Here is a 24,462-nt window from a genome sequence, read left to right on the forward strand (position 1 = left end):
CGGCGCTCATCCGCCGGCCTTCAGTCGGCGCGCCGCCGCGAGCTCACCACGAGGAGCCCTACGAGGCCCACCGCCACCAGGGCGACCGGCACGATCCGCTCGATGCGCGGCGCGCCGTCCTCCCTGACCAGCTGTCCCCGCAGGTCCGAGACGAAGCGGTTCGCCCCGACGTACGCCCGCCCGAGTGTGTGGTCCACGCTGGAGGCGACCTTCGCCTTCGCGTCGCCGACGATCGTCTTGGGGTGGACACGCACCCCGATCTCGTCGAGGGTCTCGGCCAACTGGTCGCGCCGGCGCTTGATGTCCGCCTCGATCTGCGCAGGGGTCCTGGCATCCGACACCGCGCTGCCTCCGTCGTCGTAGCTGAGAATCTGAACCGGTCAATCCGTGAATCCTTACCCCACAGTCTGTCAGCTTCGCGCGCACCGCACCCCACGGCACCCCTATTACGCTCGACTCCGTCATCACACCCCCGATGCAAGCCCCGTACGAGGAGACCGCGCATGAGCGAGCGACTGCAGCCCGGCGACACCGCCCCCGCCTTCACCCTGCCCGACGCCGACGGCAAGGACGTCTCGCTGGCCGACCACAAGGGCCGCAAGGTCATCGTCTACTTCTACCCGGCCGCCCTCACCCCCGGCTGCACCAAGCAGGCCTGCGACTTCACCGACAACCTCGACGCGCTGGCCGCCGCCGGCTACGACGTCATCGGCGTCTCGCCGGACAAGCCGGAGAAGCTCGCGAAGTTCCGCGAGCAGGAGAACCTCAAGGTCACGCTGGTCGGCGACCCCTCCAAGGAGACCCTCGCGGCGTACGGCGCCTTCGGCGAGAAGAAGCTCTACGGCAAGACGGTGACCGGCGTGATCCGCTCGACCGTCGTGGTCGACGAGCAGGGCAAGGTCGAGCACGCGTTCTACAACGTGAAGGCGACGGGCCACGTAGCGAAGATCATCAGGGACCTCGGCGTCTGAGAACCGGCTCGCCCCTTCCCGCCGCACTGTGACGAAGCCCCCCTCCCGGGGGGCTCTCGTTTGCATCGGCCATCTTCGAGCAAGTGATCCCCCGGGGAACTTGTACGAAGAATGAAAGGAACCACTCCATGGCGGCCAACGAAGAGATCGCGGCCGACGCCGAGGCGGTGAAGCGGCACCGGAACCTCTTCCGGGCCGTCAGACGCCGCAAGAACCCGCCCCTGCGCCGGACCGACATCACGGTCACCGACGAGGCCGCCGTCAAGCGGGCGGTCAAAGCCGCCTCGCTCGGCAACGCCATGGAATGGTTCGACTTCGGCATCTACAGCTACCTGGCCGTCACCATCGGCCACGTCTTCTTCCCGTCCGGGAACGACACGGTCCAGCTGATCTCGTCCTTCGCCACCTTCGCGGTGTCGTTCCTCGTGCGCCCCATCGGCGGCATGGTCTTCGGCCCGATGGGCGACAAGATCGGCCGCAAGAAGGTCCTCGCGCTGACGATGATCATGATGGCGATCGGCACGCTCGCCATCGGTCTGATCCCGTCCTACGCCACCATCGGTTTCTGGGCGCCGGTCCTGCTGATCTTCTTCCGCCTGGTGCAGGGCTTCTCCACCGGCGGCGAGTACGGCGGCGCCTCGACCTTCATCGCCGAGTACGCCCCCGACAAGCGCCGCGGCTTCTTCGGCAGCTTCCTGGAGATGGGCACCCTCGCCGGCTACACCGGCGCGGCGGGCCTGGTCCTCATCCTCAACTCCGCCCTCGGCTCCGACTCCATGGACTCCTGGGGCTGGCGCATCCCGTTCCTCGTGGCGGGCCCGCTCGGCCTGGTCGGCCTCTACCTGCGGCTCAAGCTCGACGAGACCCCCGCGTTCCAGAAGATGGAGGACGCGACCTACCACTCGGCGAGCGAGGGCGCCTCCGCCGTGGAGACCACCGCCAAGGGCGACCTCGCGAAGATCTTCCGCGACCACTGGCCGACGCTGGTCCTGTGCATCGCGCTGGTCGGCGCGTACAACATCACCGACTACATGCTCCTGTCGTACATGCCGACGTACCTCTCCGACGAGCTCGGCTACGACGACTCGCACGGCCTGCTCATCCTCATCGGCACGATGATCGTCCTGATGCTGATCATCACCCAGGTCGGCAAGCTCTCCGACCGCTTCGGCCGCAAGCCGCTCCTGATGACGGGCATGGTGAGCTTCCTCGTCCTCTCCATCCCGGCGTTCCTGCTCATCAAGCAGGGCAGCCTGCTCGGGGTCTCGGCCGGCATGCTGCTGCTCGGCCTCTCGCTGGTCTGCCTGCTCGGCACGATGTCGGCGACGCTCCCGGCCCTGTTCCCCACGTCGGTCCGCTACGGCTCCCTCTCCGTCGGCTACAACATCTCCGCCTCCCTCTTCGGCGGCACCGCTCCGCTGGTCATCACGTCGCTGATCAGCGTGACGGGGACGGACATGATCCCCGCGTACTACTCGATGGCGGCGGCGGTCGTCGGTGTCATCGCGGTGGCGTGCATGAAGGAGACGGCACAGCAGCCGCTGACGGGCTCCCCGCCGTCGGTGGAGACGAAGGAGGAAGCGGCAGAACTGGTCGAGGCCCAGGCCCCGTCGCCGCGGTTCTGACCTTCACCGTCCCCTGTCGCAGCGGCCCGTTCCCCACGTGGGACGGGCCGCTGCCGCATCCGGACATCGCGCGGCATCCCCCGGCCGTCCCCGGCCGTCCGCCCGGTACGATGGCTGGCGGCTGGCGGCGGTGGCGCAGTGGCGACGCAGCAGACTTAGGATCTGTGGCCCTTGACCGGGCTTGAGGGTTCGAATCCCTTCCGCCGCACAAAAATGGCCTGCGAATCCAAGATGTGAGCGCAGGCCATTTGCATGCTCCTCTCAGCCCAGCAGCTCCCGCACCACCGGCACCAGCCCCCGGAACGCCTCCCCGCGGTGGCTGATCGCGTTCTTTTCCGCCGCCGTCAGCTCCGCGCACGTGCGGGACTCGCCCTGCGGCTGGAGGATCGGGTCGTAGCCGAAGCCACCCGTGCCCGCGGGGGCGTGCCGCAGGACTCCGCGCAGGCGGCCCTCCACCACCCGTTCCGTGCCGTCCGGCAGGGCCAGCGCCGCCGCGCAGGCGAAGTGGGCGCCGCGGTGTTCCGGTGCGTCGATGTCGCCGAGCTGAGCCAGGAGCAGGTCCAGGTTGGCCCGGTCGTCGCCGTGGCGGCCGGCCCAGCGGGCGGAGAAGATGCCGGGCGCGCCGCCGAGGACGTCGACGCAGAGGCCGGAGTCGTCGGCGACGGCGGGCAGGCCGGTGGCCCGGGCGAGGGCGTGGGCCTTGAGGAGGGCGTTCTCGGCGAAGGTGACGCCCGTTTCCCTGACGTCGGGTACGTCGGGGAAGGCGTCCGCGCCGACGAGGTCGTGGTCGAGGCCTGCGTCGGCGAGGATCGCCCGGAGTTCCGTGATCTTGCCGGCGTTACGGGTGGCGAGGATGAGGCGGGTCATGCCCCCAGTATCGCCGTCCCGGCGGGCCCCCTTACGGCGTGCAGACCTTCGTCAGTTCGCCCGCCGCGTCCGTGACGGGGCCGACGTCCGGCGTGCTGTCGCCGTTCCTGATGGCGGTGCGGACGTTGTCGACGGCCTGGTCGAGGTGGTCGACGGCCTTGCTCACGTCCGTGTCGTCGGTCTTCGCGTCGATCTTGTCGAGGTTCTTGCCGATGTCGTCGAGCGCCCGGTCCGCCGCGGCGGGGTTGTCGCCGGCGTTCTCCACGGCCTGCTGGAGGTCGGTGACGCTGTCGGCGATGGTGTCCGCGGTCTGGACGCAGTCCAGGGCCTTGGAGACGGCGTCGCAGCCGACGAGGCCCACGCCGGCCGGAATGACGATCAGTGCCGTGGCGACGGCGGTGGCGATACGACGGTGTCGCGCGGCCATGGTTCGGTCCCTCCCCGGGTACGTACGGACGCGCGGTTCTGCCCGTGCGCCCGTACTCGTAATAACGTCCGGTGGGGGGTGGGTGGTTGCCTCCGGTGCGGCGTGACGTACGTCGCCGGGGGCCGCCGTCGCGCGCGAGGGGCGCGCGGAGGGTGTCAGCGCGTCGCTTCGAGCGCCGCGCGCTGGAACGCGGCGAGCTCCTCGCAGCCGCCGACCGCGAGGTCGAGGAGCGCGTTGAGCTCCTTGCGGGCGAACGGCTCGGCCTCGGCGGTGCCCTGGACCTCGACGAAGCGGCCGTCGCCGGTGCAGACGACGTTCATGTCGGTGTCGGCGCGTACGTCCTCCTCGTAGCAGAGGTCGAGGAGCGGGACGCCGTCGACGATGCCGACGGAGACGGCGCTGACGGTGCCGGTGAGGGGCTTGCGGCCGTGCTTGACGAGCTTCTTGCCCTGGGCCCAGGCGACGGCGTCGGCGAGGGCGACGTAGGCGCCGGTGATGGCGGCGGTGCGGGTGCCGCCGTCGGCCTGGAGGACGTCGCAGTCGAGGACGACGGTGTTCTCGCCGAGCGCCTTGTAGTCGATGACGGCGCGCAGGGAGCGGCCGATGAGGCGGGAGATCTCGTGGGTGCGGCCGCCGATCTTGCCGCGTACGGATTCGCGGTCGCCGCGGGTGTTGGTGGAGCGGGGCAGCATCGAGTACTCGGCGGTGACCCAGCCTTCGCCGCTGCCCTTGCGCCAGCGCGGCACGCCCTCGGTGACGGAGGCGGTGCAGAAGACCTTGGTGTCGCCGAAGGAGATGAGGACGGAGCCCTCCGCGTGCTTGCTCCAGCCGCGTTCGATGGTGACCGGGCGGAGCTGTTCGGGGGTGCGGCCGTCGATGCGGGGGGTGTCGATGCCGGGAGTTGAGGACATGCGTCGAGCCTAGCGGGAGGCGGGGTGGGCGCGTCCCGCGGTCGCGTGCGGCGGCAGAGGCCGGCGAGGCCCGCGCTTCGGGAGGCCCGCGCGTCAGAAGGGGGGCCCGCACGGCCGAAGGGGCCGCCCCGGCGTGCGGGAGGGCCCCTCAGGGGTGAGTCCGGGGAACCGGTCTCACATCATGTCTTCGATGTCCGCCGCGATCGGGTCGGCGTCCGTGCCGATGACGACCTGGACGGCCGTGCCCATCTTGACGACGCCGTGCGCGCCGGCGGCCTTCAGCGCGGCGTCGTCGACCAGGGCGGGGTCCTTGACCTCGGTACGGAGGCGGGTGATGCAGCCCTCGACCTCTTCGATGTTGTCGATGCCGCCGAGCCCGGCAACGATCTTCTCAGCCTTGCTGGCCATGTGTTTCTCCCTGTGTTTCTCGCGGCCGGGGGACCGCTTTGCCACGGTAACGCACGGTTGGACCATCTTCGCGGGCGGTTACGGCAGTCGTGCCCAATGATGACGGTCAAGGTGCCGGCCCCGGCCGGGCGCCGCTCCCACACGTACCGCAACTGGTCTACACCAGTTTTCAACGACCGCCAAACCTGGCTTGTTCCGGGAGGGACGCCGATGAGTTCCGCAGCCGCCGCGGTGCCGCAGAAGAAGTGGTGGAACGGTCTTTTCCAGGGCCTGCAGAAGATGGGACGCAGCCTGCAGCTGCCCATCGCCGTGCTTCCCGCGGCGGGCATCCTGAACCGTCTCGGACAGCCCGACGTGTTCGGCGACGACGGTCTCGGGTGGACGAACGTGGCGAAGGTCTTCGCGGCCGCGGGCGGTTCGCTGCTCGACTCCACGCTCGGCCTGCCGCTGCTGTTCTGCATCGGCGTCGCGATCGGCATGGCGAAGAAGTCGGACGGCTCCACGGCGCTGGCGGCGGTCGCGGGGTTCCTCGTCTACTACGCGGTGCTGCGCGCCTTTCCCGACGGCTGCCCGCAGGACACCACGTTCGGCGGCGCGGGGATGTGGGGCGGCGTCTGCGTGGCGGAGGACGGGACGGTCGCGCAGGCGCCGTACCAGAATCCGGGGGTGTTCGGCGGCATCGTGATGGGGCTGCTCGCGGCCTGGTTCTGGCAGCGCTACCACCGCGTGAAGCTGGTCGACTGGCTCGGCTTCTTCAACGGGCGCCGGCTCGTGCCGATCATCATGGCCTTCGTGGGTCTGGTCTTCGCGGGGCTCTGCGTGTGGATCTGGCCGCCCATCGGCGACGCGCTGACCAGCTTCTCCAAGTGGCTGGTCGACCTCGGCTGGCTGGGCTCGGGCATCTTCGGCGTCGCCAACCGCGCGCTGCTCACGGTCGGCCTGCACCAGTTCCTGAACACCTTCGTGTGGTTCCAGTTCGGCGACTACACCAAGCCCGACGGCACGATGGTGCACGGTGACATCAACCGGTTCCTGGCGGGCGACCCGACGGCGGGCCAGTTCACCTCCGGCTTCTTCCCGATCATGATGTTCGCGCTGCCCGCGGCGGCGCTGGCGATCACGCACTGCGCGCGCCCGGAGCGGCGCAAGGTGGTCGGCGGCCTGATGCTCTCGGTCGGTCTGACGTCGTTCGTCACGGGCATCACCGAGCCGATCGAGTACTCGTTCCTCTTCATCGCCCCGGCGCTGTACGCGATCCACGCGGTGCTGACCGGTGTGTCGATGGCGGTGACGTGGGCGCTGGGCGTGAAGGACGGGTTCAGCTTCTCCGCGGGGCTGATCGACTACGTCATCAACTGGAGCCTGGCGACCAAGCCATGGCTGATCATCCCGATCGGGCTGTGCTTCGGCGTCGTGTACTACGCGCTGTTCCGCTTCGTCATCACGAAGTTCGATCTGCATACGCCGGGACGTGAACCGGAGGAAGAATCGGAGGCGTTGGACAGGGAGCAGACGAAGGCGTAACTTCCGCTCGCGGCGGGTTCCGCGCCGTCCGCTTCCAGGCCCTCGGACCTTTGTCCGGGGGTCTTTGGTCTGTCATGTCGGGATATGGCAGACCCCACAGGAATCGCGGGTTCCTTACGTCACCTTCACCGTGCTACAACAGGTCTACACCACTTATTGGTGTAGACCACGCGGCCTTCTCGCCGCGTCCCCCAAAGACGCCGCCGTCTTCCACTTCCCTGTCCCCAGGCGGCGCCTTGCCCACTGGAGGAAGTTGTGCCCACGGCCAATGCCGCCCCCGCGGCCGAGAAGAAAAAGGGCGCCGGCGTGATGGCTGTCATGCAGCGCATCGGCCGCAGCCTCATGCTGCCGGTCGCCGTGCTGCCCGCCGGAGCGCTCCTGGTCCGCCTGGGCCACGACGACATGCTCGGCAAGCCGTCCATGCCGGGCTTCATCAACAAGATCGCCGAGTTCATGGCCGCCGGTGGTGGCGCGATCATGGACAACATGGCGCTGCTGTTCGCCGTCGGCATCGCGATCGGCTTCGCCAAGAAGTCGGACGGCTCGACTGCCCTCGCGGCCGTCACCGGCTACCTGGTCTTCAAGAACGTCCTCGGCACCTTCACGGACAAGAACTTGCCGAAGGTCGAGACGGTCGTCGACGGCAAGATAGTCATGGCCGAGAAGGCCGTCGACGCGGGCGTGCTCGGCGGTGTCGTCATGGGCATCGTCGTCGCCCTGATCTACCAGCGCTTCTACCGCACGAAGCTGCCCGACTGGGCCGGCTTCTTCGGCGGCCGCCGCCTGGTCCCGATCCTGTCGGCCTTCGCGGGCCTGTTCATCGGCATCGTCTTCGGCTACATCTGGCCCGTCCTCGGCACCGGCCTGCACAACTTCGGTGAGTGGCTGGTCGGTTCGGGCGCCGTGGGCGCCGGCATCTTCGGTGTCGCCAACCGCGCGCTGATCCCGGTCGGCATGCACCACCTGCTGAACTCCTTCCCCTGGTTCCAGGCCGGTGACTACGAGGGCAAGCACGGCGACATCGCCCGCTTCCTCGAGGGCGACCCGACCGCGGGCCAGTTCATGACCGGCTTCTTCCCGATCATGATGTTCGCGCTGCCCGCCGCCTGCCTCGCGATCACGCACTGCGCCCGTCCCGAGCGCCGCAAGGTCGTCGGCGGCATGATGTTCTCGCTCGCCGCCACCGCGTTCGTGACCGGTGTGACCGAGCCGATCGAGTTCACCTTCATGTTCATCGCGCCGGTCCTGTACGCGATCCACGCGGTGCTCACCGGTGTCTCCATGGCGCTGACCTGGGCGCTCGGCATGAAGGACGGCTTCGGCTTCTCGGCCGGCTTCGTCGACTACGCCATCAACTTCGGCATCGCGAAGAACCCGCTGGGCCTGGCCCTGGTCGGCCTCTGCTTCGCGGCGGTCTACTACGTGGTCTTCCGCTTCGCGATCACCAAGTTCAACCTGCCGACGCCGGGCCGCGAGTCCGACGAGGAGCTCGCCGAGCTCCAGAAGGCCGAGGCCAAGTAGCCTCCGCCCGCAGCTGAGTGACGTAAGCCCCTCGCCATCGGTACCAACGGCGAGGGGCTTCGTCGTGCCCGGCCGCATACGGTCGAGACATGAGCGACCCGCACGGCCACAGGGCCACCCCCCGCATCCTCGACCTCGACCGCGAGCGCCTCGCCGCCCTGCGCGGCCGCGCCCTGACCGCCTCGGTGGCCGCCGCCGAGGGCCGCACCATGGTCGCCGAGGTCTTCGCCGACCGCGCCGCCCTCATCCCGATGCCGGGCATGCCGGGTGTGCACAACGCCGAGCTCGTCGCGGCCTTCGGCGCCGACATCGTCGTACTGAACCTCATCGAGCGCGCCTGGGACGGCGAGCGGCTCCACCTGCCGGGCCTCGGCACCTTCGCCTCCATCGCCGACCTCGCCGCGTACATCGGCCGCCCGGTGGGCATCAACCTGGAGCCCGGCGACGTCCCCGAGATCCGCCGGGCCAGGCCGGAGTACGCCAAACGCCTGATCGACATGGGCGCGGCGATGCTCTGCCTCACCGCCAACCCCGGCACGGGCGGGTCGTACGAGGGGCTCGCGCGGGTCACCGAGGAGCTGCGCGCCGGGCTCGGCGACGACGTGGCGCTGTGGAGCGGCAAGATGCACCACGCGGGGCACCCGGAGCGGGTCACGGTGGAGCGGCTGACGTCACTGGTGGACGCGGGCGCGGACGGGGTGGTCCTCCCCCTGCCCGGCACGCTGCCGGGCGTCACCCGGGAGCTGGCGGCCGAGGCGGTGGCGGCGGTGCAGGACGCGGGCGCGGTGGTGATGGGCGCGATCGGCACCAGCCAGGAGGGCAGCCACGGCGACGTGGTGCCCCAACTCGCCCTGACCGCCAAGGAGGTGGGCGTCGACGCCCACCACTTCGGGGACTCGTTCCTGCCGGGGATGTGCGACCCGGAGGTGATGTACGACTACTCGGTGGCGATCCGCGGCCGCCGCCACACGTGGAACCGGATGGCGCTGGGCGGCCGCGGCTTCCGGCGGGACTGAGACCGCTGCCGGCGGCGCCGGGACCGTCCGGCCGGTCAGACCTCGTACGTGGCGCCGGACGCGGCGAGCTCGGTCGGGCCGTCGTACACGGCGCGGGCGTCGGCGAGGTTCACCTGGGGGTCGGTCCACGGCGGGATGTGGGTGAGCAGCATCCTTCCCGCACCGGCGCGCCGGGCGGATTCGCCCGCCTCGCGGCCGTTCAGGTGCAGGTCGGGGATGTTCTCCTTGCCGTGCGTGAAGGCCGCCTCGCAGAGGAAGAGGTCGGTGCCCCCGGCGAGTTCGTCCAGGGCCGCGGTGGGCCCGGTGTCCCCGGAGTACGTGAGGGACTTCCCGCCGTGCTCGACGCGGATGGCGTACGCCTCGACCGGGTGGCACATCTTCTCGGTGCGCACGGCGAACGGGCCGATGTCGAACGAGGCGGGCTTGACCGTGTGGAAGTCGAAGACCTCGCTCATCGAGGAGGCGGAGGGCGTGTCGGCGTACGCGGTGGTGAGCCGCTGCTCGGTGCCCTCGGGACCGTAGACCGGGATGGGGGCGCAGCGGCCGCCCTCGTGCCGGTAGTAGCGGGCGACGAAGTACGCGCACATGTCGATGCAGTGATCGGCGTGCAGATGGCTGAGGAAGACCGCGTCCAGGTCGTACAGGCCGATGTGGCGCTGCAGCTCGCCGAGGGCGCCGTTGCCCATGTCGAGCAGCAACCGGAAGCCGTCGGCCTCGACGAGGTAGCTCGAGCAGGCCGAGTCCGCGGACGGAAACGACCCCGAGCAGCCGACGACGGTGAGCTTCATGTAGCTGGAACCTCCGCGCTGACAGGAGAGCTGAGGGGTGGTGTGCGGTCCGTCGAGCGTAAGGCGCAAAAGGCCTGGTCGCTCCTCCGTCGCGGGCCGTTGTGGGGGAACTCACCTGCGCTGTCACCGGTTCGGGGGTCTCTTGGGGCGCCCGGGGCGCGGTGGGCGGCACGGGGCGTGCGCCGGTACCGTCGTCCTCATGGACACGTCCTGGTGGCTCGCGCTGGCCGCCGTGGTGGTGCTCGCGCTCGTCGTCACGCTGGTGGACGGCTGGGGGCGCGGCCCGCGTGTGCCCAGCTCACGGCCGCCGGGCCGGACCCGGCCGCCGCGCGGGCCGCGGCGGCGGCTGCCCGCGCCGCGGCCCGCGGAGATCTGGTGGGCGCGGGTGCCGTACGAGGACGGCCCGGGCGGCAAGGACCGGCCGTGTCTGGTCCTCTCGGTGCACGGGCGGAGCGCCCGGGTCGCGAAGATCACGAGCAAGTACCACGACGAGCGGTCGGGCGTGATCACGCTGCCGCCGGGCGCGGTGGGCGACGCGCAGGGCCGCCCCAGCTTCCTGGAGACGGACGAGCTGCGGGAGGTCCCGCTGGGCGACTTCCGGCGGCGGGCGGGGGTGGTGGATCCGGTGGTGTGGGATCAGGTGCGGTTCCTGGCGGGCTGAGCGGGTTCTGTCGCCGGCTGCGCCTGGCTCGTCCTCAAACGCCGGACAGGCTGGAATCCCCGACGCCTGAACCGGAACCCCAGCACCGTCAATCACCGGCTCCGCCGAGTTCGTCCTCAAACGCCGGACAGGCTGAAACCACCGACGCCCGGACCGGAACCCCAGCACCGTCAATCACCGGCTCCGCCGGGCTCGTCCTCAAACGCCGGACAGGCTGAAGATCCCGCCGCCGGGGACGACTTCTCGGGCAGGGCTGCGGTGTCCGGGACGTGGCAGAGTTGCAGCCCGTTCTCCGCGACGGACTTCCAGCCGTCCGGCGCGGCGGAGTATCAGCCTGTCCGGCGTTTGAGGACGAGCTCGGCGGCAGCCGGCGATCGACCGAGCCCCGTCACCTCAAGCCCGTCCGGCGTATGAGGACGAGCCAGGCGCAGCCGGCGATGGACCGTCACCCGGGGCGGCGGCAAGCCCTACGCCCAGAGTTGGCCCTGCAGCGTTTCGATCGCCGCCTCCGTCGTCGCCGCGGTGTAGACGCCCGTCGACAGGTACTTCCAGCCGCCGTCGGCCACGACGAAGACGATGTCGGCCGGCTCGCCGGCCTTGACCGCCTTCCTGCCCACCCCGATCGCCGCGTGCAGCGCCGCCCCCGTGGAGACGCCCGCGAAGATCCCCTCCTGCTGGAGGAGTTCGCGGGTACGGGTGACCGCGTCGGCCGAGCCGACCGAGAAGCGGGTGGTCAGGACCGACGCGTCGTACAGCTCGGGGACGAACCCCTCGTCGAGGTTGCGCAGGCCGTACACGAGGTCGTCGTAGCGGGGCTCGGCCGCGACGATCTTGATGTCCGGCTTCTGTTCGCGCAGGTAGCGGCCGACGCCCATGAGCGTGCCCGTGGTGCCGAGGCCCGCCACGAAGTGGGTGATGGAGGGGAGGTCGGTGAGGATCTCCGGGCCCGTCGTGGCGTAGTGGGCGCCCGCGTTGTCCGGGTTGCCGTACTGGTAGAGCATCACCCAGTCCGGGTGCTCGGCGGCGAGCTCCTTGGCGACGCGGACCGCGGTGTTGGAGCCGCCCGCGGCCGGCGAGGAGATGATCTCGGCGCCCCACATGGCGAGCAGGTCGCGCCGCTCCTGGGAGGTGTTCTCCGGCATCACGCACACGATGCGGTAGCCCTTGAGCTTGGCCGCCATGGCGAGCGAGATGCCGGTGTTGCCGGAGGTCGGCTCCAGGATCGTGCAGCCGGGCGTCAACCGGCCGTCCTTCTCGGCCTGTTCGACCATGTGGAGGGCGGGCCGGTCCTTGATGGAGCCGGTCGGGTTGCGGTCCTCCAGCTTGGCCCAGATGCGGACCTCGTCCGAGGGCGAGAGCCGCGGCAGGCGGACGAGCGGCGTGTTGCCGACCGCGGCGAGCGGGGAGTCGTAGCGAGGCATCCGGGATCGGGCCTAGACCATGCCGCCGGCGACGGCCGGCAGGATCGTGACGCTGTCGCCGTCGGCGAGCTTCGTGGAGATGCCGTCGAGGAAGCGGACGTCCTCGTCGTTCAGGTACACGTTCACGAAGCGGCGCAGCTTGTCGCCGTCCACGATGCGCTCGGCGATGCCGTTGTGGCGCGAGTCGAGGTCGGTGAAGAGCTCGGCGAGGGTGTTCCCGCTGCCCTGCACGGCCTTCTCGCCGTCGGTGTAGGTGCGGAGGATGGTCGGGATGCGGACCTCGATGGCCATGCTGGGCTCCTGTCGGGAGTCGAGAAGTGCGTCGTGGAAGTGCGTCGTGGAAGTGCGGGGTGTGGGCGCGCGGCGGTGCCGCGCTGCTGGTGGCGCGCGTACGGAGGCGCCGTTGCCGCGGCCCACGGCCGTGCGGCGGCGCGGTTCAGCGGGAACAGATCGCGCTGGCGAGGCGGCACAGGTCGACGTGCAGCCGCGCAACGAGCAGTGCGCCCGGCGTCTTTTCGCTCACGTCGTGGGGAACCATGCGGTCATCGTATCGATTCCCGGTCCGGATCCCGGAATGTGATCTCAGCTCGTGGACGGAATCCGTTCAGGATGCGGGCGGCGGCAGATAGACGACCGTCGGGGCGCCGGTCAGCGGATGGGTGCTGACCTCGGCGGTCACCCCGTACACGGTGGCGAGCAGCTCGGTGGTGAGGACCTCCTTCGGCGCCCCGGAGGCGACGAGGCGGCCGCCGTCGAGGACGTGCAGGCGGTCGCAGTAGTACGCGGCGAGGTTCAGGTCGTGCAGGGCGAGCAGGTTGGTGGTGCCCAGGCCGCGGACGAAGGAGAGGATCTCCAGCTGGTAGCGGATGTCCAGGTGGTTGGTGGGTTCGTCGAGGACGACCAGGGTCGGCTCCTGGACCAGGGCGCGGGCCACCAGCGCGCGCTGCCGCTCGCCGCCGGAGAGCGAGGGGAAGGTACGGTCGGCGAGCTCCGCGACGCCGACCCGGGCCAGCGCCGCCGCGACGAGCGCGTCGTCGGCCGCCGTGTCGGCCTCCCAGAACCGCTTGTGCGGGGAGCGGCCCATCGCGACGACCTGCCGTACGGTCAGCTCGAAGGCGGCCTGCCCGTCCTGCGGGACGGTGGCCAGGCGCCGGGCGCGCGCCTTCGCGGACAGCGCGTGCAGGTCGTCGCCGTCGAGGAGGGCGCGGCCCGCGGTGGGGCGCAGCGTGCCGTACACGCAGCGCAGCAGCGTGGTCTTGCCGCTGCCGTTGGGGCCGACGACGCCGACGGTCTCGCCGGGGGCGGCGGTGAGGTCGACGGAGTCGACGAGGAGCCGGCCGTCGACCTCGTAGGAGAGTCCTTCGGTGCGCAACTCGCCGGGCAACGGGTTCGGCGTCATGCCGGTACTCCTTCGGTGCGCCGCCGCAGCAGGTACAGGAAGAACGGGCCGCCGGTCAGCGCGGTGAGCACGCCGACGGGGATGTCCTGCGGGGCGGCGACGGTGCGCGCGGCGAGGTCGGCGGCGACCAGGAAGACCGCGCCCATCAGCGCCACGACGGGGAGCAGCGCGCGGTGCGCGGCGCCGACCAGCATGCGGGCGGCGTGCGGCACCATCAGGCCGATGAAGCCGATGGCCCCGCTGTAGGCGACCAGGACGCCGGTGAGCAGGGAGGCGAGGACGAAGACGGTGACGCGGAAGCGGGTCGCGTCCAGGCCGAGGACGGTGGCGCCCTCCTCACCGGCGAGGAGCAGGTCGAGGGGGCGGGCCAGGGCCGTCAGGAGGGCCGTGCCGAGGAGCAGGACGGTGCAGGGCAGGGCGAGCATGTCCCAGCGGGCGCTGCCGAGGCCGCCGAGCGTCCAGTACAGGACCTCCTTGAGGTGGTCCGCGCTGTCGGCGGTGACCAGGATGAGGCTGGTGAGCGCGGTGAGGATGTAGGAGACGGCGACGCCCGCGAGGATCAGCCGGCCGGTGGCGAGGCCGCCGCCCCCGCTTCGGGCCAGGCCGTGGACGAGGACCAGGGAGACCAGCGCGCCCGCGAAGGACGCGGCCGGGATGGTGACGGTGGTCGACAGGGCGGTGCCGAGGCCGAAGACGCCGCCGAGCACGATGGCGGAGACCGCGCCGACGGAGGCGCCGGAGGAGACACCGAGCAGGAACGGGTCGGCGAGCGGGTTGCGGACGAGGGCCTGCAGGACGGTGCCGATGACGGCGAGGCCCGCGCCGACGGCTGCGCCGAGCAGGACCCTGGGGAGGCGGACGTCCAGCACGATGGTGCGGAAGGGGGAGGGTCCGGCCCGCCCCGTGAGGATGTCCAGGACCTGGCCCGGCGGGATCCGGACCGAGCCCAGGGCCAGCCCGGCGAGTATCGCTGCCGCGAGGGTGACTGTGAGTACCGTCAGAACGACCAGGCGCCGACCCCGTGCGTCCCGTCGATCGCCCTTCGGGCTCGTCCTCGAACGCCGGACGGGCTGGAATGCCCGGGTGCGCCTCACAGCTGCGCCGCCAGCTTCCTCACCGCCTCCGGTGCTCGTACGCCGGTGACCACGTCCGACAGTCGCAGCACCGCGAAGCGCTTGTTCCTGACGGCCGGGACGTCCCGCAGGACCGGATCCTCCAGGAGGCGCTTCTTCTTCTGGGCGACGGTCGTGGCGCCGTAGTCGAGGATCAGGATGGTCTCGGGCCCGCGCTCGACGACCTTCTCCCAGGAGGCGTCGGTGAAGGACTTGTCGACGTCGGCGAAGACGTTGCGGCCGCCGGCCCGCTCGATGATGTCGTTGCCGATGCCGCGGCCGCCGGCGGTGAACGCGGTCTTGTCGCCGCTGTCGTAGACGAAGACGGACCGCGCCTTCTCGCCCCGGGACTTCTTCGCGGTGGCGGTGAGTTCGCGGCGGGCGCCCGCGACCCACTTCTCGGCACGGTCGCGCACCCCGAAGGTGGCGCCGACCTCGCGGACCTCGCGGTAGACGTCGTCCATGGAGACGGGCTTGTTCGCGCAGCCCTCGACGTTCAGGCGGGTCTTGATGCCCGACTTCGCGAGCGCGGAGCGGCTGCGGCCGTCGCCCGCGAGGAAGGCGCTCGGGTAACCGCCGTACACGAAGTCGGGATTGGCGGCGAGCAGCTTCTCGTACGAGGGGTATTCCTCGGCGAGCACGGGGCGCGACCTGTACGCCTTCTCGTACTTCGGCAGCACCTTGTCGTCGAGATAGGCGGTGCCGGCGATGTGGTCCTGCAGGCCGAGTTCCAGCATCACTTCGGTGGTGTGCTGGTTCATGGTGACGGCGCGCTTCGGGGGCGCGTCGTACGTCGTCCGCACGCCGCAGTTGGTGACGGTGTACGGGAATCCGGCCGCCCGCGCGGCGGGCTTCGTGTCGCCGTCGGTGTCCGCCGACGAGCACGCGGCGAGCGGGACGAGCAGGGTGGCCGCGGCGAGCGCGCGTATGCCGGTGTGGCGGCGGGACATGGCTGAGCTGCCTCCTCCAGGGGATTTCCGCGTCCCCTGCGTTGCGTGGAGAAAGGCGGCAGGTCAGTTCCTGACTCCCCCGGCCCTGCGCGGGGCCGGGGTCACAGTGGCGGGACCGTGCCGGGTTCGCACCGGCTTCCTGGGTCCTGCCGCCCTCATGAGTGAAGCTCAGTATGCCTCGACGACCTTTACCTCTTCCTCGGTGACCTCGCCGTCCACGATCCGGTACGAGCGGAACTGGAAGGGGCCCGCGCCGTCGGTGTCGGCGGTGGAGACCAGGACGTAGTGCGCGCCGGGCTCGTTGGCGTACGTGATGTCGGTGCGCGAGGGGTAGGCCTCGGTCGCCGTGTGCGAGTGGTAGACGATCACCGGCTCCTCGTCGCGGTCGTCGAGGTCGCGGTAGAGCTTGAGCAGGTCACCCGAGTCGAACTCGTAGAACGTGGGCGAGCGCGCGGCGTTCAGCATCGGGATGAACCGCTCGGGCCGGTCGGTGCCCTCCGGCCCCGCGACCACGCCGCAGGCCTCGTCGGGGTGGTCCTTGCGCGCGTGCGCGACGATCTGGTCGTGGAGGGCCTGGGTGATGGTCAGCATGGGAGCCAGGATAAGCAGAGGGCCCGCACCGTACCGAAGTGTGGTACGGGCGGGCCCGAATGCTGGACATCGGCCTTGGGGGGCCGGTCAGTCCTTGCTGAGCGGGTCGCCGTCGGACGGGCCGTCCGTGCCGCCCTGGGCGCCGACCTTCTGCTTGGTGAAGGCGGCAGCCTGCGGGTTGCGGCTCTTGAGCACGAGGTAGGAGACCGTCAGGATCAGGGCCCACACCGGCGCGGCGTACAGCGAGATGCGCGCGTCCTTGTCGACGCCCATCATCACGATGACCATGCCGATGAAGGCGAGCGCGAACCAGCTGGTGTACGGCGCGCCCGGGGCGCGGAACGTGGATTGCGGCAGCTCGCCGCGGTCGGCCTTGCGGCGGTAGCGGATCTGGCAGGCGAGGATCATGATCCAGGCCCACATGCCGGAGATGGTCGCGAAGGAGACGACGTAGTTGAACGCCTCGCCCGGCCACTGGTAGTTGATCCAGACGCCGACGAGCATGAAGGCGGCGGAGACCGTGGTGCCGGTCAGCGGCAGGCCGTTCTTCGTGAGCTTGGTGAAGAACTTCGGGCCCTGGCCGTTGAGCGCGAGGTCGCGCAGCATGCGGCCGGTGGAGTACATGCCGGAGTTGCAGGAGGAGAGCGCGGCGGTGAGGACCACGAAGTTCACGATCGCGGCGCCGACGCCGAGACCCATCTCCTCGAAGGCCTTCACGAACGGCGAGACGCCCGGCTTGAACGAGGTCCACGGGACAACCGACAGGATCATGATGAGCGCGCCGACGTAGAAGACGGCGATGCGCCACGGCACGGTGTTGATGGCCTTGGGCAGGACGGTCTTGGGGTCCTTGGACTCGCCCGCGGTGACGCCGACCAGCTCGACGGCGAGGAAGGCGAACATCACGATCTGCAGGGTCATCAGCGTGGAGCCGATGCCGTTGGGGAAGAAGCCGCCGTCGTCCCAGAGGTGGGTCACGGAGGCGGTGTCCCCGGCGTCGGAGAAGCCGATGGTGAGGATGCCGACGCAGATCAGGATCATGCCGATGATGGCGGTGACCTTGACCATCGAGAACCAGAACTCCAGCTCACCGAAGAGCTTCACGGAGATGAGGTTCGCGCCGTACAGGATGACGGTGAAGACCAGCGCGTAGGCCCATTGCGGGAATGAGTCATGGGTCCAGTACTGCATGTACTGGGCGGCCGCGGTGACTTCGGTGATGCCGGTGACGACCCAGAAGAGCCAGTACGTCCAGCCGGTCACGAATCCGAAGAACGGGCCCATGAACTCGCGTGCGTACTCCGAGAAGGAGCCGGACACGGGCCGGTACATGAGGAGCTCGCCGAGCGCCCGCATGATGAAGAAGATGACGAGGCCCGCGATGGCGTACGCCAGGATGAGGCTGGGCCCTGCCTTGTGGATGGCTTTGCCCGCGCCGAGGAACAGGCCGGTGCCGATGGCACCGCCGATCGCGATCATCTGGATCTGCCGGGCCCCGAGCCCGCGCTGGTAGCCCTCGCCCTCGCCGGACGGGCCGCCCTGCACGACACCATTGCCGCCAGGCTCGCCGTGGTGCTCTTCGACCTGCACTGAGGTCATGGTGACGCCTTTCTCCATGCTGATCCGCGCCCGCACATCTGCGTTGTGGCTGCGGATCAGGTCCTGATCCCCCCGGATATGGATGGAGTGCTACCGGCGGTCTGCCGGCTCGAGCGCCCCCGGCGACATGGGTGGCGTCGCCGAGCGGTCGTGAAGATGTATCACGGTGAACGAGGCGAGGAAATGAGCCACCTGTGGCGCAGAACACAGGGAGAAGCGGACAAAGTGCACTTGACATGACAAAGCAGGGCAATGCCGTGACGCGATCGTTATCCGGATTTGAGGATCCGCTGAGCGAACGGCCCGCCCGATGAACAGAACCTGTCTACTACAACAAATTTCGCTGCCCTCTGCACCGATTTCGGCGCGGGCCGCGCGCGGGCCCCGCGGATCAGTCCAGCAACGTCCCGACCAGCGTTTCCTGCAGTCCGCCCAGCCAGAGGTAGGCCATCACCATGGGCTTGCGGGGGTCGGTGTCGGGGAGCCGGTAGAGCAGATCGGCGTCCTCCTCGTCGGTGACCTCCAGGCGCGTGCCGATCGCGAGCCGGAGGTCGTTGAGGGCGCCGAGCCAGTGCCGCGACTCCTCGACCGACAGTTTCAGGACAGCTCCGCCGTCGCCGGAGGCGGTCGTCGCGTCCAGGCAGCGGATCACCACGAGGGCGTCGTCGCGCTTCTTGGCCCGCAGATCGTTCTCGGTGAAACGGCGGAACTCCGCGGAGTACGCGCGCGTTTCGTCGGGGTCGCCCGCCGAACCGTCCTCGCCCCCGGGGCCGCCGTACGCGTCGGGCAGCAGCCGCCGCATCACCGGGTCGGCGGGCGGCTCGCTCGGCCCCTCGGCGAAGAGCTCGGCGAGGGGGTCGTCGGAGACCTCGCCGCCCGGCCCCGGACCGATCAGCTCCAGGAGCTGCACGGCGAGGGAACGGATGATCGAGATCTCGACCTCGTCGAGCGCGACGGCTGCGCCGCCCCCCGGCATCGGTTCGAATTGTCCTGGCATCAGATGCGTCGCTGCTTCCGGTCCGTACGCGGCGGGCGGTCCGCTCCTCGCGGCCCGCTCCTTGCGGTCCCTACTTGCGGTCCTGCTGAAGGGTGGCCCAGAGGCCGTAGCCGTGCATGGCCTGCACGTCGCGCTCCATCTCCTCGCGGGTGCCGCTGGAGACGACCGCGCGGCCCTTCTGGTGCACGTCCATCATCAGCTTCGTGGCCTTCTCCTTCGAGTAACCGAAGTACGTCTGGAACACGTACGTCACGTAACTCATCAGGTTGACCGGGTCGTTGTGCACGAGCGTGATCCAGGGGACGTCCGGTTCGGGGACGACGAGCGCCTCTTCGGCCGAATCCGGGCGCGTGATTTCTGCGGGAGCCGTACTCACCTGCCCCATGCTGCCACCCTGCGGAGCGCCTCGCACAAATGGCCTCCCGCGCGCCCTTTGAAATCGTCAGAGTGACGAGATTGGGGGTAGCATCCTTCGTATGAACACAGCGGACCTTGGCCTGCCGGTGGATGTTCCGTCGACAGCGCTCTTCACGGACCAGTACGAGCTGACGATGCTGCAGGCCGCGCTGAAGGCGGGGACCGGCGACCGGCGTTCGGTCTTCGAGGTCTTCACCCGCAGACTTCCCGAGGGCCGGCGCTACGGCGTGGTGGCCGGAACGGGGCGGGTCCTGGACGCCGTGGAGAACTTCCGCTTCGACGCCGACGTCCTCGGCTTCCTGCGCGAGCGCGGCATCGTCGACGAGGCGACCCTGGAGTGGCTGGCCGGTTACCGCTTCGGCGGCGACATCTGGGGCTACCCCGAGGGCGAGGTCTACTTCCCCGGCTCGCCGATCCTGCGGGTGGAGGGCTCCTTCGCGGAGTGCGTGCTCCTGGAGACGGTGATCCTCTCCATCCTCAACCACGACTCGGCCATCGCGGCCGCCGCCTCCCGGATGTCCTCGGCCGCGGGCGACCGGCCGCTGATCGAGATGGGCGCCCGCCGCACCCACGAGCTGGCCGCCGTGGCGGCGTCCCGCGCGGCGTACGTCGGCGGCTTCGCGACCACGTCGGACCTGGCGGCCGGGTTCCGCTACGACATCCCGACCGTCGGCACCAGCGCCCACGCGTTCACCCTGCTGCACGACAACGAACGCGACGCCTTCCAGGCCCAGGTGGACTCCCTCGGCCCCGGCACGACCCTGCTGGTGGACACGTACGACGTGACCGAGGCGGTCCGTACCGCCGTCGAGGTCGCCGGGCCCGAGCTCGGCGCCGTCCGCATCGACTCCGGCGACCTGCTGCTCGTCGCGCACCGGGTGCGGCAGCAGCTGGACGAGCTCGGCGCGACCAGGACGAAGATCGTCGTCACCTCCGACCTCGACGAGTACGCCATCGCCTCGCTCGCGGCGGCGCCCGTGGACGCGTACGGGGTGGGCACGCAGCTCGTCACCGGATCCGGGCACCCCACCTGCTCGATGGTCTACAAACTGGTGGCCCGCGCGCACTCGGCGGACCCGAAGGCGCCGCTGGAGCCGGTGGCGAAGAAGTCGCTCGGCGCCAAGTCCTCCCTCGGCGGCCGCAAGTGGGCGGCGCGCCGCAGCGACGCGTACGGGGTCGCCGAGGCGGAGGTGGTCGGCACCGGCCCGGTCCCCACCGACCTCGCCGACCGTCAGCTCCTGGTCGAGCTGGTCAAGGGCGGCGAGGTCGTCGCCCGCGAGCCCCTGGACACGGTCCGCGACCGCCACGCGGCGGCCCGCGCCCACCTGCCCCTCTCGGCGACCCAGCTCTCGCGGGGCGAGGCGGTCATTCCCACGGAGTACGTCTGAGGGGGCCCACGCGGCCCCTCGCCGGATGGTGGGCCGGCCCCCTCCCGGAACGTGTGTGAAGTCTCTACGCTCGGTTCATCCGGCCGAGTCCCCCACCGATTCCCGCCCTGCCGAAACGAAGGACACCCGCCATGCGCCGCGCACTGATCGTCGTAGACGTGCAGAACGACTTCTGCGAAGGCGGCAGCCTCGCGGTCGCCGGTGGGGCGGACGTGGCCGCCGCCATCACCGAGCTGATCGGCCAGGGACAGCCGGGCTACCGGCACGTCGTCGCCACCCGCGACCACCACATCGACCCGGGCGGCCACTTCTCCGACCACCCCGACTACGCCGACTCCTGGCCGCCGCACTGCGTGGCCGGCACCGAGGGCATCGGCTTCCACCCGAACTTCGCCCCCGCGGTCGCCTCCGGCGCGATCGACGCGGTCTTCTCCAAGGGCGCGCACTCGGCGGCGTACAGCGGTTTCGAGGGCGTCGACGAGAACGGGCTCTCCCTGGCGGCGTGGCTGCGGGAGCGGGAGATCACCGAGGTCGACGTGGTGGGCATCGCCACGGACCACTGCGTTCGCGCTACCGCTGTGGATGCGGCGCGGGAGGGGTTCCGGACGACGGTGCTTCTCGACCTCACGGCCGCGGTCTCGGCGGCGACCACCGAGACGGCGATGGCCGAGCTCCGCTCGGCCGGAGTGGAGCTCACGGGCAAGCCCGTCGTGTGACCTGCGGGCCCGGTGGGGGCTTGTCGCGCAGTTCCCCGCGCCCCTGGGTGGTCCTGCGTGCCGCCCGACCGAAGGTGCCGTTCAGGGGCGCGGGGAACTGCGCGACCGGCCACAGCGGGCCCGCAGACGCACGACAACCAGCAGAGTCTCAGAGCGGGAGTCTTCGCAGGGCTCGGATCGGGTGCCACAGCTCGGACGCATCGTCCCGCGCCGTACGCCATATGAGGCCGTCCGGATGGTGCAGCACCGCCGTCACCTCGTCCGGCGTCGGCGGTTCCGCGTTGCCCCGCAGGTACACCGCCCGCATGCCCAGATTCCGCAGCCGCGTCAGGGCCCGCGCCCGGTTCACGGCGTGCACGATCATCCTGACCGTGCCGCCGGCCGGCTGCGGGCTCGGCAGGGTCAGCGCCACCACCACGCTGCCGTTCGGCAGCTTGCAGAAACCTCCTGCGGACATGCTTCGTCACACCCCCGTGAGACATCGCACGGAGCCCTGGACCGGTCTGTCCGGACCCCGCGTCAATAAGAAATCCTCAGAACGCACCTAAACACGATCGGCCGCCGCCCGCTAGGGGGCGACGGCCGATCATGGTTTGACCTGCGAAAATGCTAGTTACTTCTTCGAGGGACCCACCTGGACCGTGATCGTCGAGCCGTCCTTCGGCTGCTTGATGATCTTGATCTGAGTGTTCGTGTCAGTGACCTTCACACTTCCGGTGGGGTTCTCCTTGTACCAGTAGGTGCCCTTGTGGTCGTCGAAGACCGGGACGCCCTTCTGGGACTTGATCTTCAGTGCGACGTCCGCGTTGTGGAGCGTGAACTTGTCCGTCGCGAACTTGCTGAACGGCGCGTCGAACGGCTGGATCTTGTTCCGCAGAACCGTGCCGTCCTTCCACTTCAGCGGCTTCGCGTGCGCGTCCACCGGAAGGATCAGGCCCTCGCCCGGGTGGGCGCTGGTGTTGTTGTCCTTCTGCGAGGTGTCCCACTGCCAGACCATGAGGCCGGTCTGGTACGCGTAGTGCTCGACCCAGTCGGGCCGCGTCCGCGAGAAGCCGAAGTTGTACGGGCCGACCTTCAGGGTCTGGTCGTACGAGACGTACTGGCGGTTCTCGGCGAGGTAGTACTGGTCGTACTTCTTGGTGAAGGACTCGCCGATGCGCGAGAAGCCCTTCGCCGTCCAGCCGTTGTCGTCGCCCTCGGCGCCGTCCTCGAACAGCTTGGCGCCGTCCGCGGTGATCGCGAGCGCGTCGGCCGCGAAGCCCTTGCCGCCCGCGCCGCCGTCCGTGGAGTAGCGGAAGCGGATGTCGATCTTCTTGCCCGCGTAGGCGTCGAGCGGGAAGACCAGCTTCTTGTACGCGCCGGAGACACCGGTCAACGCGGGCTTGTCGCCGGCGTCACGGGTGATCGGCTTGCCGTCCGCGGTGCCGTCCACCGGCGTCCAGTTGGCGCCGTTGTCCGTCGAGACCTCGGTGTAGAGGTAGTCGTAGTTGGCCTCGATGTCCCACCAACCCTGCAGCGAGAGCTCGGCCTTGGACTTGCCGGTCAGGTCGACCGAGCGCGTCAGGGTGTTCTTGAGGTCGTCGCCCTGGTCGCTCCACCACTGCTTGGCGCCCTCGGCGGGCTTCACGACCTTGGTGGTGACGGACTTCTTCGGCAGGTCGACGACGAGCGCCTGGCGGTGCCGGGTGTTGTACTCCGAGACGCCCAGCTTGTGCTCGGACGTCGTCGCGGCCTTCGCCTTGGCGTAGTCGAGCCAGCCCAGCTGGAACTTGTCCCAGGCGGTCATGTCGCCCGGCAGGTCGCCGATGGCGTCCTTGCCGGTGCCGAGCCAGGAGCCGGCCGACATCAGCGACCAGAAGCCGACCGAGTTGTCGCCCTTGCCCGTGGTGTCGTACAGGTCCGGCAGGCCCAGGTCGTGGCCGTACTCGTGGGCGAAGACACCGAGGCCGCCGTTCTCCGGCTGCATCGTGTAGTCGCCGACCCAGATGCCCGTGTCGCCGATCTGGGTGCCGCCGGCCTTGTTGTTCGAGGGGCCGGTGCTGCCCGCGTCATTGCCGTACGCGTACCAGCGGTGCGCCCACAGGGCGTTCTCGCCCTCGGCGCCGCCGCCGGCCGACTCGTCCTCGCCCGCGTGCACGAGCTGGAAGTGGTCGATGTAGCCGTCCGGCTCGTTGAAGTTGCCGTCGCCGTCGAAGTCGTAGCGGTCCCAGAGGTCGTACTTGGCCAGGTCCGCCTTGATCTGCGCGTCCGTGCGGCCCTTGGCCTTCTGGTCCTTGGCCCAGGCGGTCACGCCGTCCTTGACCGCGTCCCAGACGTTCGGGCAGTTGGTGTCGCCGCAGTAGTTCGAGCCGTAACGGGCCTCGTTGTAGTCGACCTTGACCCAGTCGGAGACCTCACCGTCGACCGAGTACCGGCCCGAGGAGGTCTTCTCGTAGTAGGTCTTCAGCGAGTGCTTGGCCTTGCCCTTGGCGTCCTTGCCCTTGCCGAAGTACAGGTCCTGGAAGTGCTTCTGGTTGTAGTCCTTCTGCCAGGCCGTGCTGTTGTCCTTGGCACGGTCCGGCTTGGCTATCTTGTTGTGCGCGGGGCCGGGCTTGCCGCCGTACTTCTTGACGGGCGGCTGCGGGCCCTCGGGGCCGTCCGGGTCGTACATGGTCGTGTCGTCGACCTTGTTCCCGAACTCCACGAGGATCGTGAAGATCTTGTCGGTCTTCTCCCGGCCCAGCTCGACGTACTTCTTGTCGTCGAGCTTGACGACCTGGGAGCCGCCCTTCTTCTGGATCTTGGCGTCGCCCGCGACGACCTGCTGCAGAGCCGCCTTGCGCTGCTGCGCCTGCTGCTTGCTGAAGGGTCCGTCGAGGTCGTGGTCGACCTGTGCCTTGGTCCGCGACGGGTCCTGGCGGTCGACGGCCGGAGCCCCTCCCGGGGTCCCGCCGTCGGCCGAGGCCGTCGCCGCAGAGAACGTCGCGGCGGCCGCGGCCATCGCCACGGCCACCGCGGTGGCTCTGAACGTCCGTGTTCTGACAGTCACTTGGTGTTTTCCTCCCCCGCGCCCGCGCGAAAATGGCGGACCGAGATCCCGGTCGGAGGAGGTCCGCGCGCGATGTACGCGTCACAAGTGACGACATTCGACCGGAAGTACGGGAGAAAAGACAG

The 24,462-nt window shown here is 69.9% G+C and carries 26 protein-coding genes, 1 tRNA gene and 1 riboswitch; of the genes, 9 read left to right on the forward strand and 18 right to left on the reverse strand.

Translation table 11 applies throughout. From position 1 onward, the window contains the following. Nucleotides 1-20: 20 nt before the first annotated feature. The gene (locus ACZ6B8_RS03685) at nt 21-341 is read right to left on the reverse strand and encodes a DUF3618 domain-containing protein (RefSeq protein ID WP_471088992.1); all 321 of its coding nucleotides are present in this window, start codon (nt 339-341) and stop codon (nt 21-23) included. Between the two features lie 162 nt (nt 342-503). On the opposite strand from ACZ6B8_RS03685, the gene bcp reads away from it, so the two are divergent. From bcp to ACZ6B8_RS03700, 3 genes are all read left to right on the forward strand, one after another. Then, nucleotides 504-971, forward strand: a complete 468-nt coding sequence (gene bcp, locus ACZ6B8_RS03690; protein WP_384253751.1) for a thioredoxin-dependent thiol peroxidase — start codon at nt 504-506, stop codon at nt 969-971. A 128-nt stretch (nt 972-1,099) separates the two neighbouring features. Beyond that, nucleotides 1,100-2,596, forward strand: coding sequence for a glycine betaine/L-proline transporter ProP (proP, locus tag ACZ6B8_RS03695; RefSeq protein WP_471088990.1), 1,497 nt, complete (start codon nt 1,100-1,102; stop codon nt 2,594-2,596). Between the two features lie 124 nt (nt 2,597-2,720). After that, nucleotides 2,721-2,804 (forward strand) — tRNA-Leu (locus ACZ6B8_RS03700). Between the two features lie 53 nt (nt 2,805-2,857). On the opposite strand, the gene rdgB is transcribed toward ACZ6B8_RS03700, so the two are convergent. The 4 genes from rdgB to ACZ6B8_RS03720 all read right to left on the reverse strand — a co-directional run bounded on the left by rdgB (nt 2,858) and on the right by ACZ6B8_RS03720 (nt 5,275). Continuing rightward, on the reverse strand, nt 2,858-3,463 hold the full coding sequence (gene rdgB, locus ACZ6B8_RS03705) for an RdgB/HAM1 family non-canonical purine NTP pyrophosphatase (protein ID WP_471606176.1): 606 nt from the start codon (nt 3,461-3,463) through the stop codon (nt 2,858-2,860). A 31-nt stretch (nt 3,464-3,494) separates the two neighbouring features. Further along, nucleotides 3,495-3,890, reverse strand: a complete 396-nt coding sequence (locus tag ACZ6B8_RS03710) for a hypothetical protein (protein ID WP_471088984.1) — start codon at nt 3,888-3,890, stop codon at nt 3,495-3,497. Nucleotides 3,891-4,045: 155 nt separating this feature from the next. After that, nucleotides 4,046-4,801, reverse strand: coding sequence for a ribonuclease PH (rph, locus tag ACZ6B8_RS03715; RefSeq protein ID WP_471088982.1), 756 nt, complete (start codon nt 4,799-4,801; stop codon nt 4,046-4,048). Nucleotides 4,802-4,975: 174 nt separating this feature from the next. Further along, nucleotides 4,976-5,275: a PTS sugar transporter subunit IIB gene (locus ACZ6B8_RS03720; protein WP_362368633.1), complete on the reverse strand. Its 300-nt coding sequence runs from the start codon at nt 5,273-5,275 to the stop codon at nt 4,976-4,978. 144 nt (nt 5,276-5,419) lie between these two features. On the opposite strand from ACZ6B8_RS03720, the gene ACZ6B8_RS03725 reads away from it, so the two are divergent. The 3 genes from ACZ6B8_RS03725 (at nt 5,420) to ACZ6B8_RS03735 (ending at nt 9,270) form a co-directional block, all read left to right on the forward strand. Beyond that, a complete protein-coding gene (locus ACZ6B8_RS03725) occupies nt 5,420-6,733 on the forward strand; it encodes a PTS transporter subunit EIIC (RefSeq protein WP_471088980.1) in 1,314 nt (437 codons plus the stop codon). Nucleotides 6,734-6,988: 255 nt separating this feature from the next. Then, nucleotides 6,989-8,254 (forward strand): PTS transporter subunit EIIC, encoded by a 1,266-nt coding sequence (locus tag ACZ6B8_RS03730; RefSeq protein WP_471606177.1) that lies wholly within the window; start codon nt 6,989-6,991, stop codon nt 8,252-8,254. 89 nt (nt 8,255-8,343) lie between these two features. Further along, a complete protein-coding gene (locus ACZ6B8_RS03735) occupies nt 8,344-9,270 on the forward strand; it encodes a DUF7916 family protein (RefSeq protein WP_471606178.1) in 927 nt (308 codons plus the stop codon). A 35-nt stretch (nt 9,271-9,305) separates the two neighbouring features. On the opposite strand, the gene ACZ6B8_RS03740 is transcribed toward ACZ6B8_RS03735, so the two are convergent. Continuing rightward, nucleotides 9,306-10,058 (reverse strand): MBL fold metallo-hydrolase, encoded by a 753-nt coding sequence (locus ACZ6B8_RS03740; protein WP_471088974.1) that lies wholly within the window; start codon nt 10,056-10,058, stop codon nt 9,306-9,308. A gap of 199 nt (nt 10,059-10,257) precedes the next feature. Here ACZ6B8_RS03740 and ACZ6B8_RS03745 point away from each other — a divergent pair, with 199 nt between their 5' ends. Continuing rightward, complete coding sequence (locus tag ACZ6B8_RS03745; RefSeq protein WP_471606179.1) at nt 10,258-10,719, forward strand: type II toxin-antitoxin system PemK/MazF family toxin; 462 nt, start codon at nt 10,258-10,260, stop codon at nt 10,717-10,719. Nucleotides 10,720-11,186: 467 nt separating this feature from the next. Here the strand turns inward: ACZ6B8_RS03745 and ACZ6B8_RS03750 are convergent, their stop codons facing one another. The 10 genes from ACZ6B8_RS03750 to clpS all read right to left on the reverse strand — a co-directional run bounded on the left by ACZ6B8_RS03750 (nt 11,187) and on the right by clpS (nt 19,173). Continuing rightward, nucleotides 11,187-12,140, reverse strand: coding sequence for a PLP-dependent cysteine synthase family protein (locus tag ACZ6B8_RS03750; RefSeq protein WP_471606180.1), 954 nt, complete (start codon nt 12,138-12,140; stop codon nt 11,187-11,189). 12 nt (nt 12,141-12,152) lie between these two features. Beyond that, nucleotides 12,153-12,431 carry a MoaD/ThiS family protein gene (locus ACZ6B8_RS03755; protein ID WP_471088969.1) on the reverse strand — a complete coding sequence of 93 codons (279 nt, stop codon included), beginning with the start codon at nt 12,429-12,431 and terminating at the stop codon, nt 12,153-12,155. 145 nt (nt 12,432-12,576) lie between these two features. Beyond that, nucleotides 12,577-12,678, reverse strand: a complete 102-nt coding sequence (locus ACZ6B8_RS03760; RefSeq protein ID WP_355816933.1) for a putative leader peptide — start codon at nt 12,676-12,678, stop codon at nt 12,577-12,579. Between the two features lie 66 nt (nt 12,679-12,744). Beyond that, a complete protein-coding gene (locus tag ACZ6B8_RS03765) occupies nt 12,745-13,539 on the reverse strand; it encodes an ABC transporter ATP-binding protein (protein WP_471088966.1) in 795 nt (264 codons plus the stop codon). Then, nucleotides 13,536-14,549: a FecCD family ABC transporter permease gene (locus tag ACZ6B8_RS03770; protein ID WP_471606459.1), complete on the reverse strand. Its 1,014-nt coding sequence runs from the start codon at nt 14,547-14,549 to the stop codon at nt 13,536-13,538. The genes ACZ6B8_RS03765 and ACZ6B8_RS03770 overlap by 4 nt, the downstream gene beginning before the upstream one ends. An 80-nt stretch (nt 14,550-14,629) precedes the next feature. After that, nucleotides 14,630-15,601 carry an ABC transporter substrate-binding protein gene (locus ACZ6B8_RS03775; protein ID WP_471606181.1) on the reverse strand — a complete coding sequence of 324 codons (972 nt, stop codon included), beginning with the start codon at nt 15,599-15,601 and terminating at the stop codon, nt 14,630-14,632. Nucleotides 15,602-15,645: 44 nt separating this feature from the next. Beyond that, a riboswitch (cobalamin riboswitch) is annotated at nt 15,646-15,766 on the reverse strand. A gap of 3 nt (nt 15,767-15,769) precedes the next feature. After that, the gene (locus tag ACZ6B8_RS03780) at nt 15,770-16,192 is read right to left on the reverse strand and encodes a M67 family metallopeptidase (protein WP_355816925.1); all 423 of its coding nucleotides are present in this window, start codon (nt 16,190-16,192) and stop codon (nt 15,770-15,772) included. An 87-nt stretch (nt 16,193-16,279) separates the two neighbouring features. After that, entirely contained in the window at nt 16,280-17,791 is a 1,512-nt protein-coding gene (locus ACZ6B8_RS03785; protein WP_471088962.1) for an amino acid permease, read from the reverse strand. 391 nt (nt 17,792-18,182) lie between these two features. Beyond that, nucleotides 18,183-18,788: a DUF2017 domain-containing protein gene (locus ACZ6B8_RS03790; protein WP_471088960.1), complete on the reverse strand. Its 606-nt coding sequence runs from the start codon at nt 18,786-18,788 to the stop codon at nt 18,183-18,185. 70 nt (nt 18,789-18,858) lie between these two features. Beyond that, the gene (clpS, locus tag ACZ6B8_RS03795; protein ID WP_471088958.1) at nt 18,859-19,173 is read right to left on the reverse strand and encodes an ATP-dependent Clp protease adapter ClpS; all 315 of its coding nucleotides are present in this window, start codon (nt 19,171-19,173) and stop codon (nt 18,859-18,861) included. Nucleotides 19,174-19,264: 91 nt separating this feature from the next. Here clpS and ACZ6B8_RS03800 point away from each other — a divergent pair, with 91 nt between their 5' ends. Together ACZ6B8_RS03800 and ACZ6B8_RS03805 are read left to right on the forward strand one after the other, a co-directional pair. Continuing rightward, on the forward strand, nt 19,265-20,593 hold the full coding sequence (locus tag ACZ6B8_RS03800; protein ID WP_471088956.1) for a nicotinate phosphoribosyltransferase: 1,329 nt from the start codon (nt 19,265-19,267) through the stop codon (nt 20,591-20,593). Nucleotides 20,594-20,724: 131 nt separating this feature from the next. Next, nucleotides 20,725-21,309 carry an isochorismatase family protein gene (locus ACZ6B8_RS03805; protein ID WP_471606182.1) on the forward strand — a complete coding sequence of 195 codons (585 nt, stop codon included), beginning with the start codon at nt 20,725-20,727 and terminating at the stop codon, nt 21,307-21,309. A 148-nt stretch (nt 21,310-21,457) separates the two neighbouring features. On the opposite strand, the gene ACZ6B8_RS03810 is transcribed toward ACZ6B8_RS03805, so the two are convergent. Together ACZ6B8_RS03810 and ACZ6B8_RS03815 are read right to left on the reverse strand one after the other, a co-directional pair. Further along, nucleotides 21,458-21,766, reverse strand: a complete 309-nt coding sequence (locus ACZ6B8_RS03810; RefSeq protein ID WP_355816910.1) for a hypothetical protein — start codon at nt 21,764-21,766, stop codon at nt 21,458-21,460. Nucleotides 21,767-21,922: 156 nt separating this feature from the next. Continuing rightward, the gene (locus ACZ6B8_RS03815) at nt 21,923-24,289 is read right to left on the reverse strand and encodes an immune inhibitor A domain-containing protein (RefSeq protein ID WP_471606460.1); all 2,367 of its coding nucleotides are present in this window, start codon (nt 24,287-24,289) and stop codon (nt 21,923-21,925) included. Nucleotides 24,290-24,462 lie beyond the last annotated feature (173 nt).

Source organism: Streptomyces sp. NPDC041122 (genome assembly GCF_055592445.1).

What these genes read in the sequence shown, in the direction of transcription:
- ACZ6B8_RS03740 (WP_471088974.1), bottom strand. Translation starts at nt 10,058, where the DNA reads ATGAAGCTCACCGTCGTCGGCTGCTCGGGGTCGTTTCCGTCCGCGGAC.
- ACZ6B8_RS03805 (WP_471606182.1), top strand. Translation starts at nt 20,725, where the DNA reads ATGCGCCGCGCACTGATCGTCGTAGACGTGCAGAACGACTTCTGCGAA.
- ACZ6B8_RS03790 (WP_471088960.1), bottom strand. Translation starts at nt 18,788, where the DNA reads ATGCCAGGACAATTCGAACCGATGCCGGGGGGCGGCGCAGCCGTCGCG.
- ACZ6B8_RS03775 (WP_471606181.1), bottom strand. Translation starts at nt 15,601, where the DNA reads ATGTCCCGCCGCCACACCGGCATACGCGCGCTCGCCGCGGCCACCCTG.
- clpS (WP_471088958.1), bottom strand. Translation starts at nt 19,173, where the DNA reads ATGGGGCAGGTGAGTACGGCTCCCGCAGAAATCACGCGCCCGGATTCG.
- ACZ6B8_RS03810 (WP_355816910.1), bottom strand. Translation starts at nt 21,766, where the DNA reads ATGTCCGCAGGAGGTTTCTGCAAGCTGCCGAACGGCAGCGTGGTGGTG.
- ACZ6B8_RS03745 (WP_471606179.1), top strand. Translation starts at nt 10,258, where the DNA reads ATGGACACGTCCTGGTGGCTCGCGCTGGCCGCCGTGGTGGTGCTCGCG.
- ACZ6B8_RS03750 (WP_471606180.1), bottom strand. Translation starts at nt 12,140, where the DNA reads ATGCCTCGCTACGACTCCCCGCTCGCCGCGGTCGGCAACACGCCGCTC.
- ACZ6B8_RS03800 (WP_471088956.1), top strand. Translation starts at nt 19,265, where the DNA reads ATGAACACAGCGGACCTTGGCCTGCCGGTGGATGTTCCGTCGACAGCG.
- ACZ6B8_RS03710 (WP_471088984.1), bottom strand. Translation starts at nt 3,890, where the DNA reads ATGGCCGCGCGACACCGTCGTATCGCCACCGCCGTCGCCACGGCACTG.
- rph (WP_471088982.1), bottom strand. Translation starts at nt 4,801, where the DNA reads ATGTCCTCAACTCCCGGCATCGACACCCCCCGCATCGACGGCCGCACC.
- ACZ6B8_RS03755 (WP_471088969.1), bottom strand. Translation starts at nt 12,431, where the DNA reads ATGGCCATCGAGGTCCGCATCCCGACCATCCTCCGCACCTACACCGAC.
- ACZ6B8_RS03815 (WP_471606460.1), bottom strand. Translation starts at nt 24,289, where the DNA reads ATGGCCGCGGCCGCCGCGACGTTCTCTGCGGCGACGGCCTCGGCCGAC.
- ACZ6B8_RS03785 (WP_471088962.1), bottom strand. Translation starts at nt 17,791, where the DNA reads ATGACCTCAGTGCAGGTCGAAGAGCACCACGGCGAGCCTGGCGGCAAT.
- rdgB (WP_471606176.1), bottom strand. Translation starts at nt 3,463, where the DNA reads ATGACCCGCCTCATCCTCGCCACCCGTAACGCCGGCAAGATCACGGAA.
- ACZ6B8_RS03735 (WP_471606178.1), top strand. Translation starts at nt 8,344, where the DNA reads ATGAGCGACCCGCACGGCCACAGGGCCACCCCCCGCATCCTCGACCTC.
- ACZ6B8_RS03760 (WP_355816933.1), bottom strand. Translation starts at nt 12,678, where the DNA reads ATGGTTCCCCACGACGTGAGCGAAAAGACGCCGGGCGCACTGCTCGTT.
- ACZ6B8_RS03725 (WP_471088980.1), top strand. Translation starts at nt 5,420, where the DNA reads ATGAGTTCCGCAGCCGCCGCGGTGCCGCAGAAGAAGTGGTGGAACGGT.
- bcp (WP_384253751.1), top strand. Translation starts at nt 504, where the DNA reads ATGAGCGAGCGACTGCAGCCCGGCGACACCGCCCCCGCCTTCACCCTG.
- ACZ6B8_RS03780 (WP_355816925.1), bottom strand. Translation starts at nt 16,192, where the DNA reads ATGCTGACCATCACCCAGGCCCTCCACGACCAGATCGTCGCGCACGCG.
- proP (WP_471088990.1), top strand. Translation starts at nt 1,100, where the DNA reads ATGGCGGCCAACGAAGAGATCGCGGCCGACGCCGAGGCGGTGAAGCGG.
- ACZ6B8_RS03720 (WP_362368633.1), bottom strand. Translation starts at nt 5,275, where the DNA reads ATGGTCCAACCGTGCGTTACCGTGGCAAAGCGGTCCCCCGGCCGCGAG.
- ACZ6B8_RS03765 (WP_471088966.1), bottom strand. Translation starts at nt 13,539, where the DNA reads ATGACGCCGAACCCGTTGCCCGGCGAGTTGCGCACCGAAGGACTCTCC.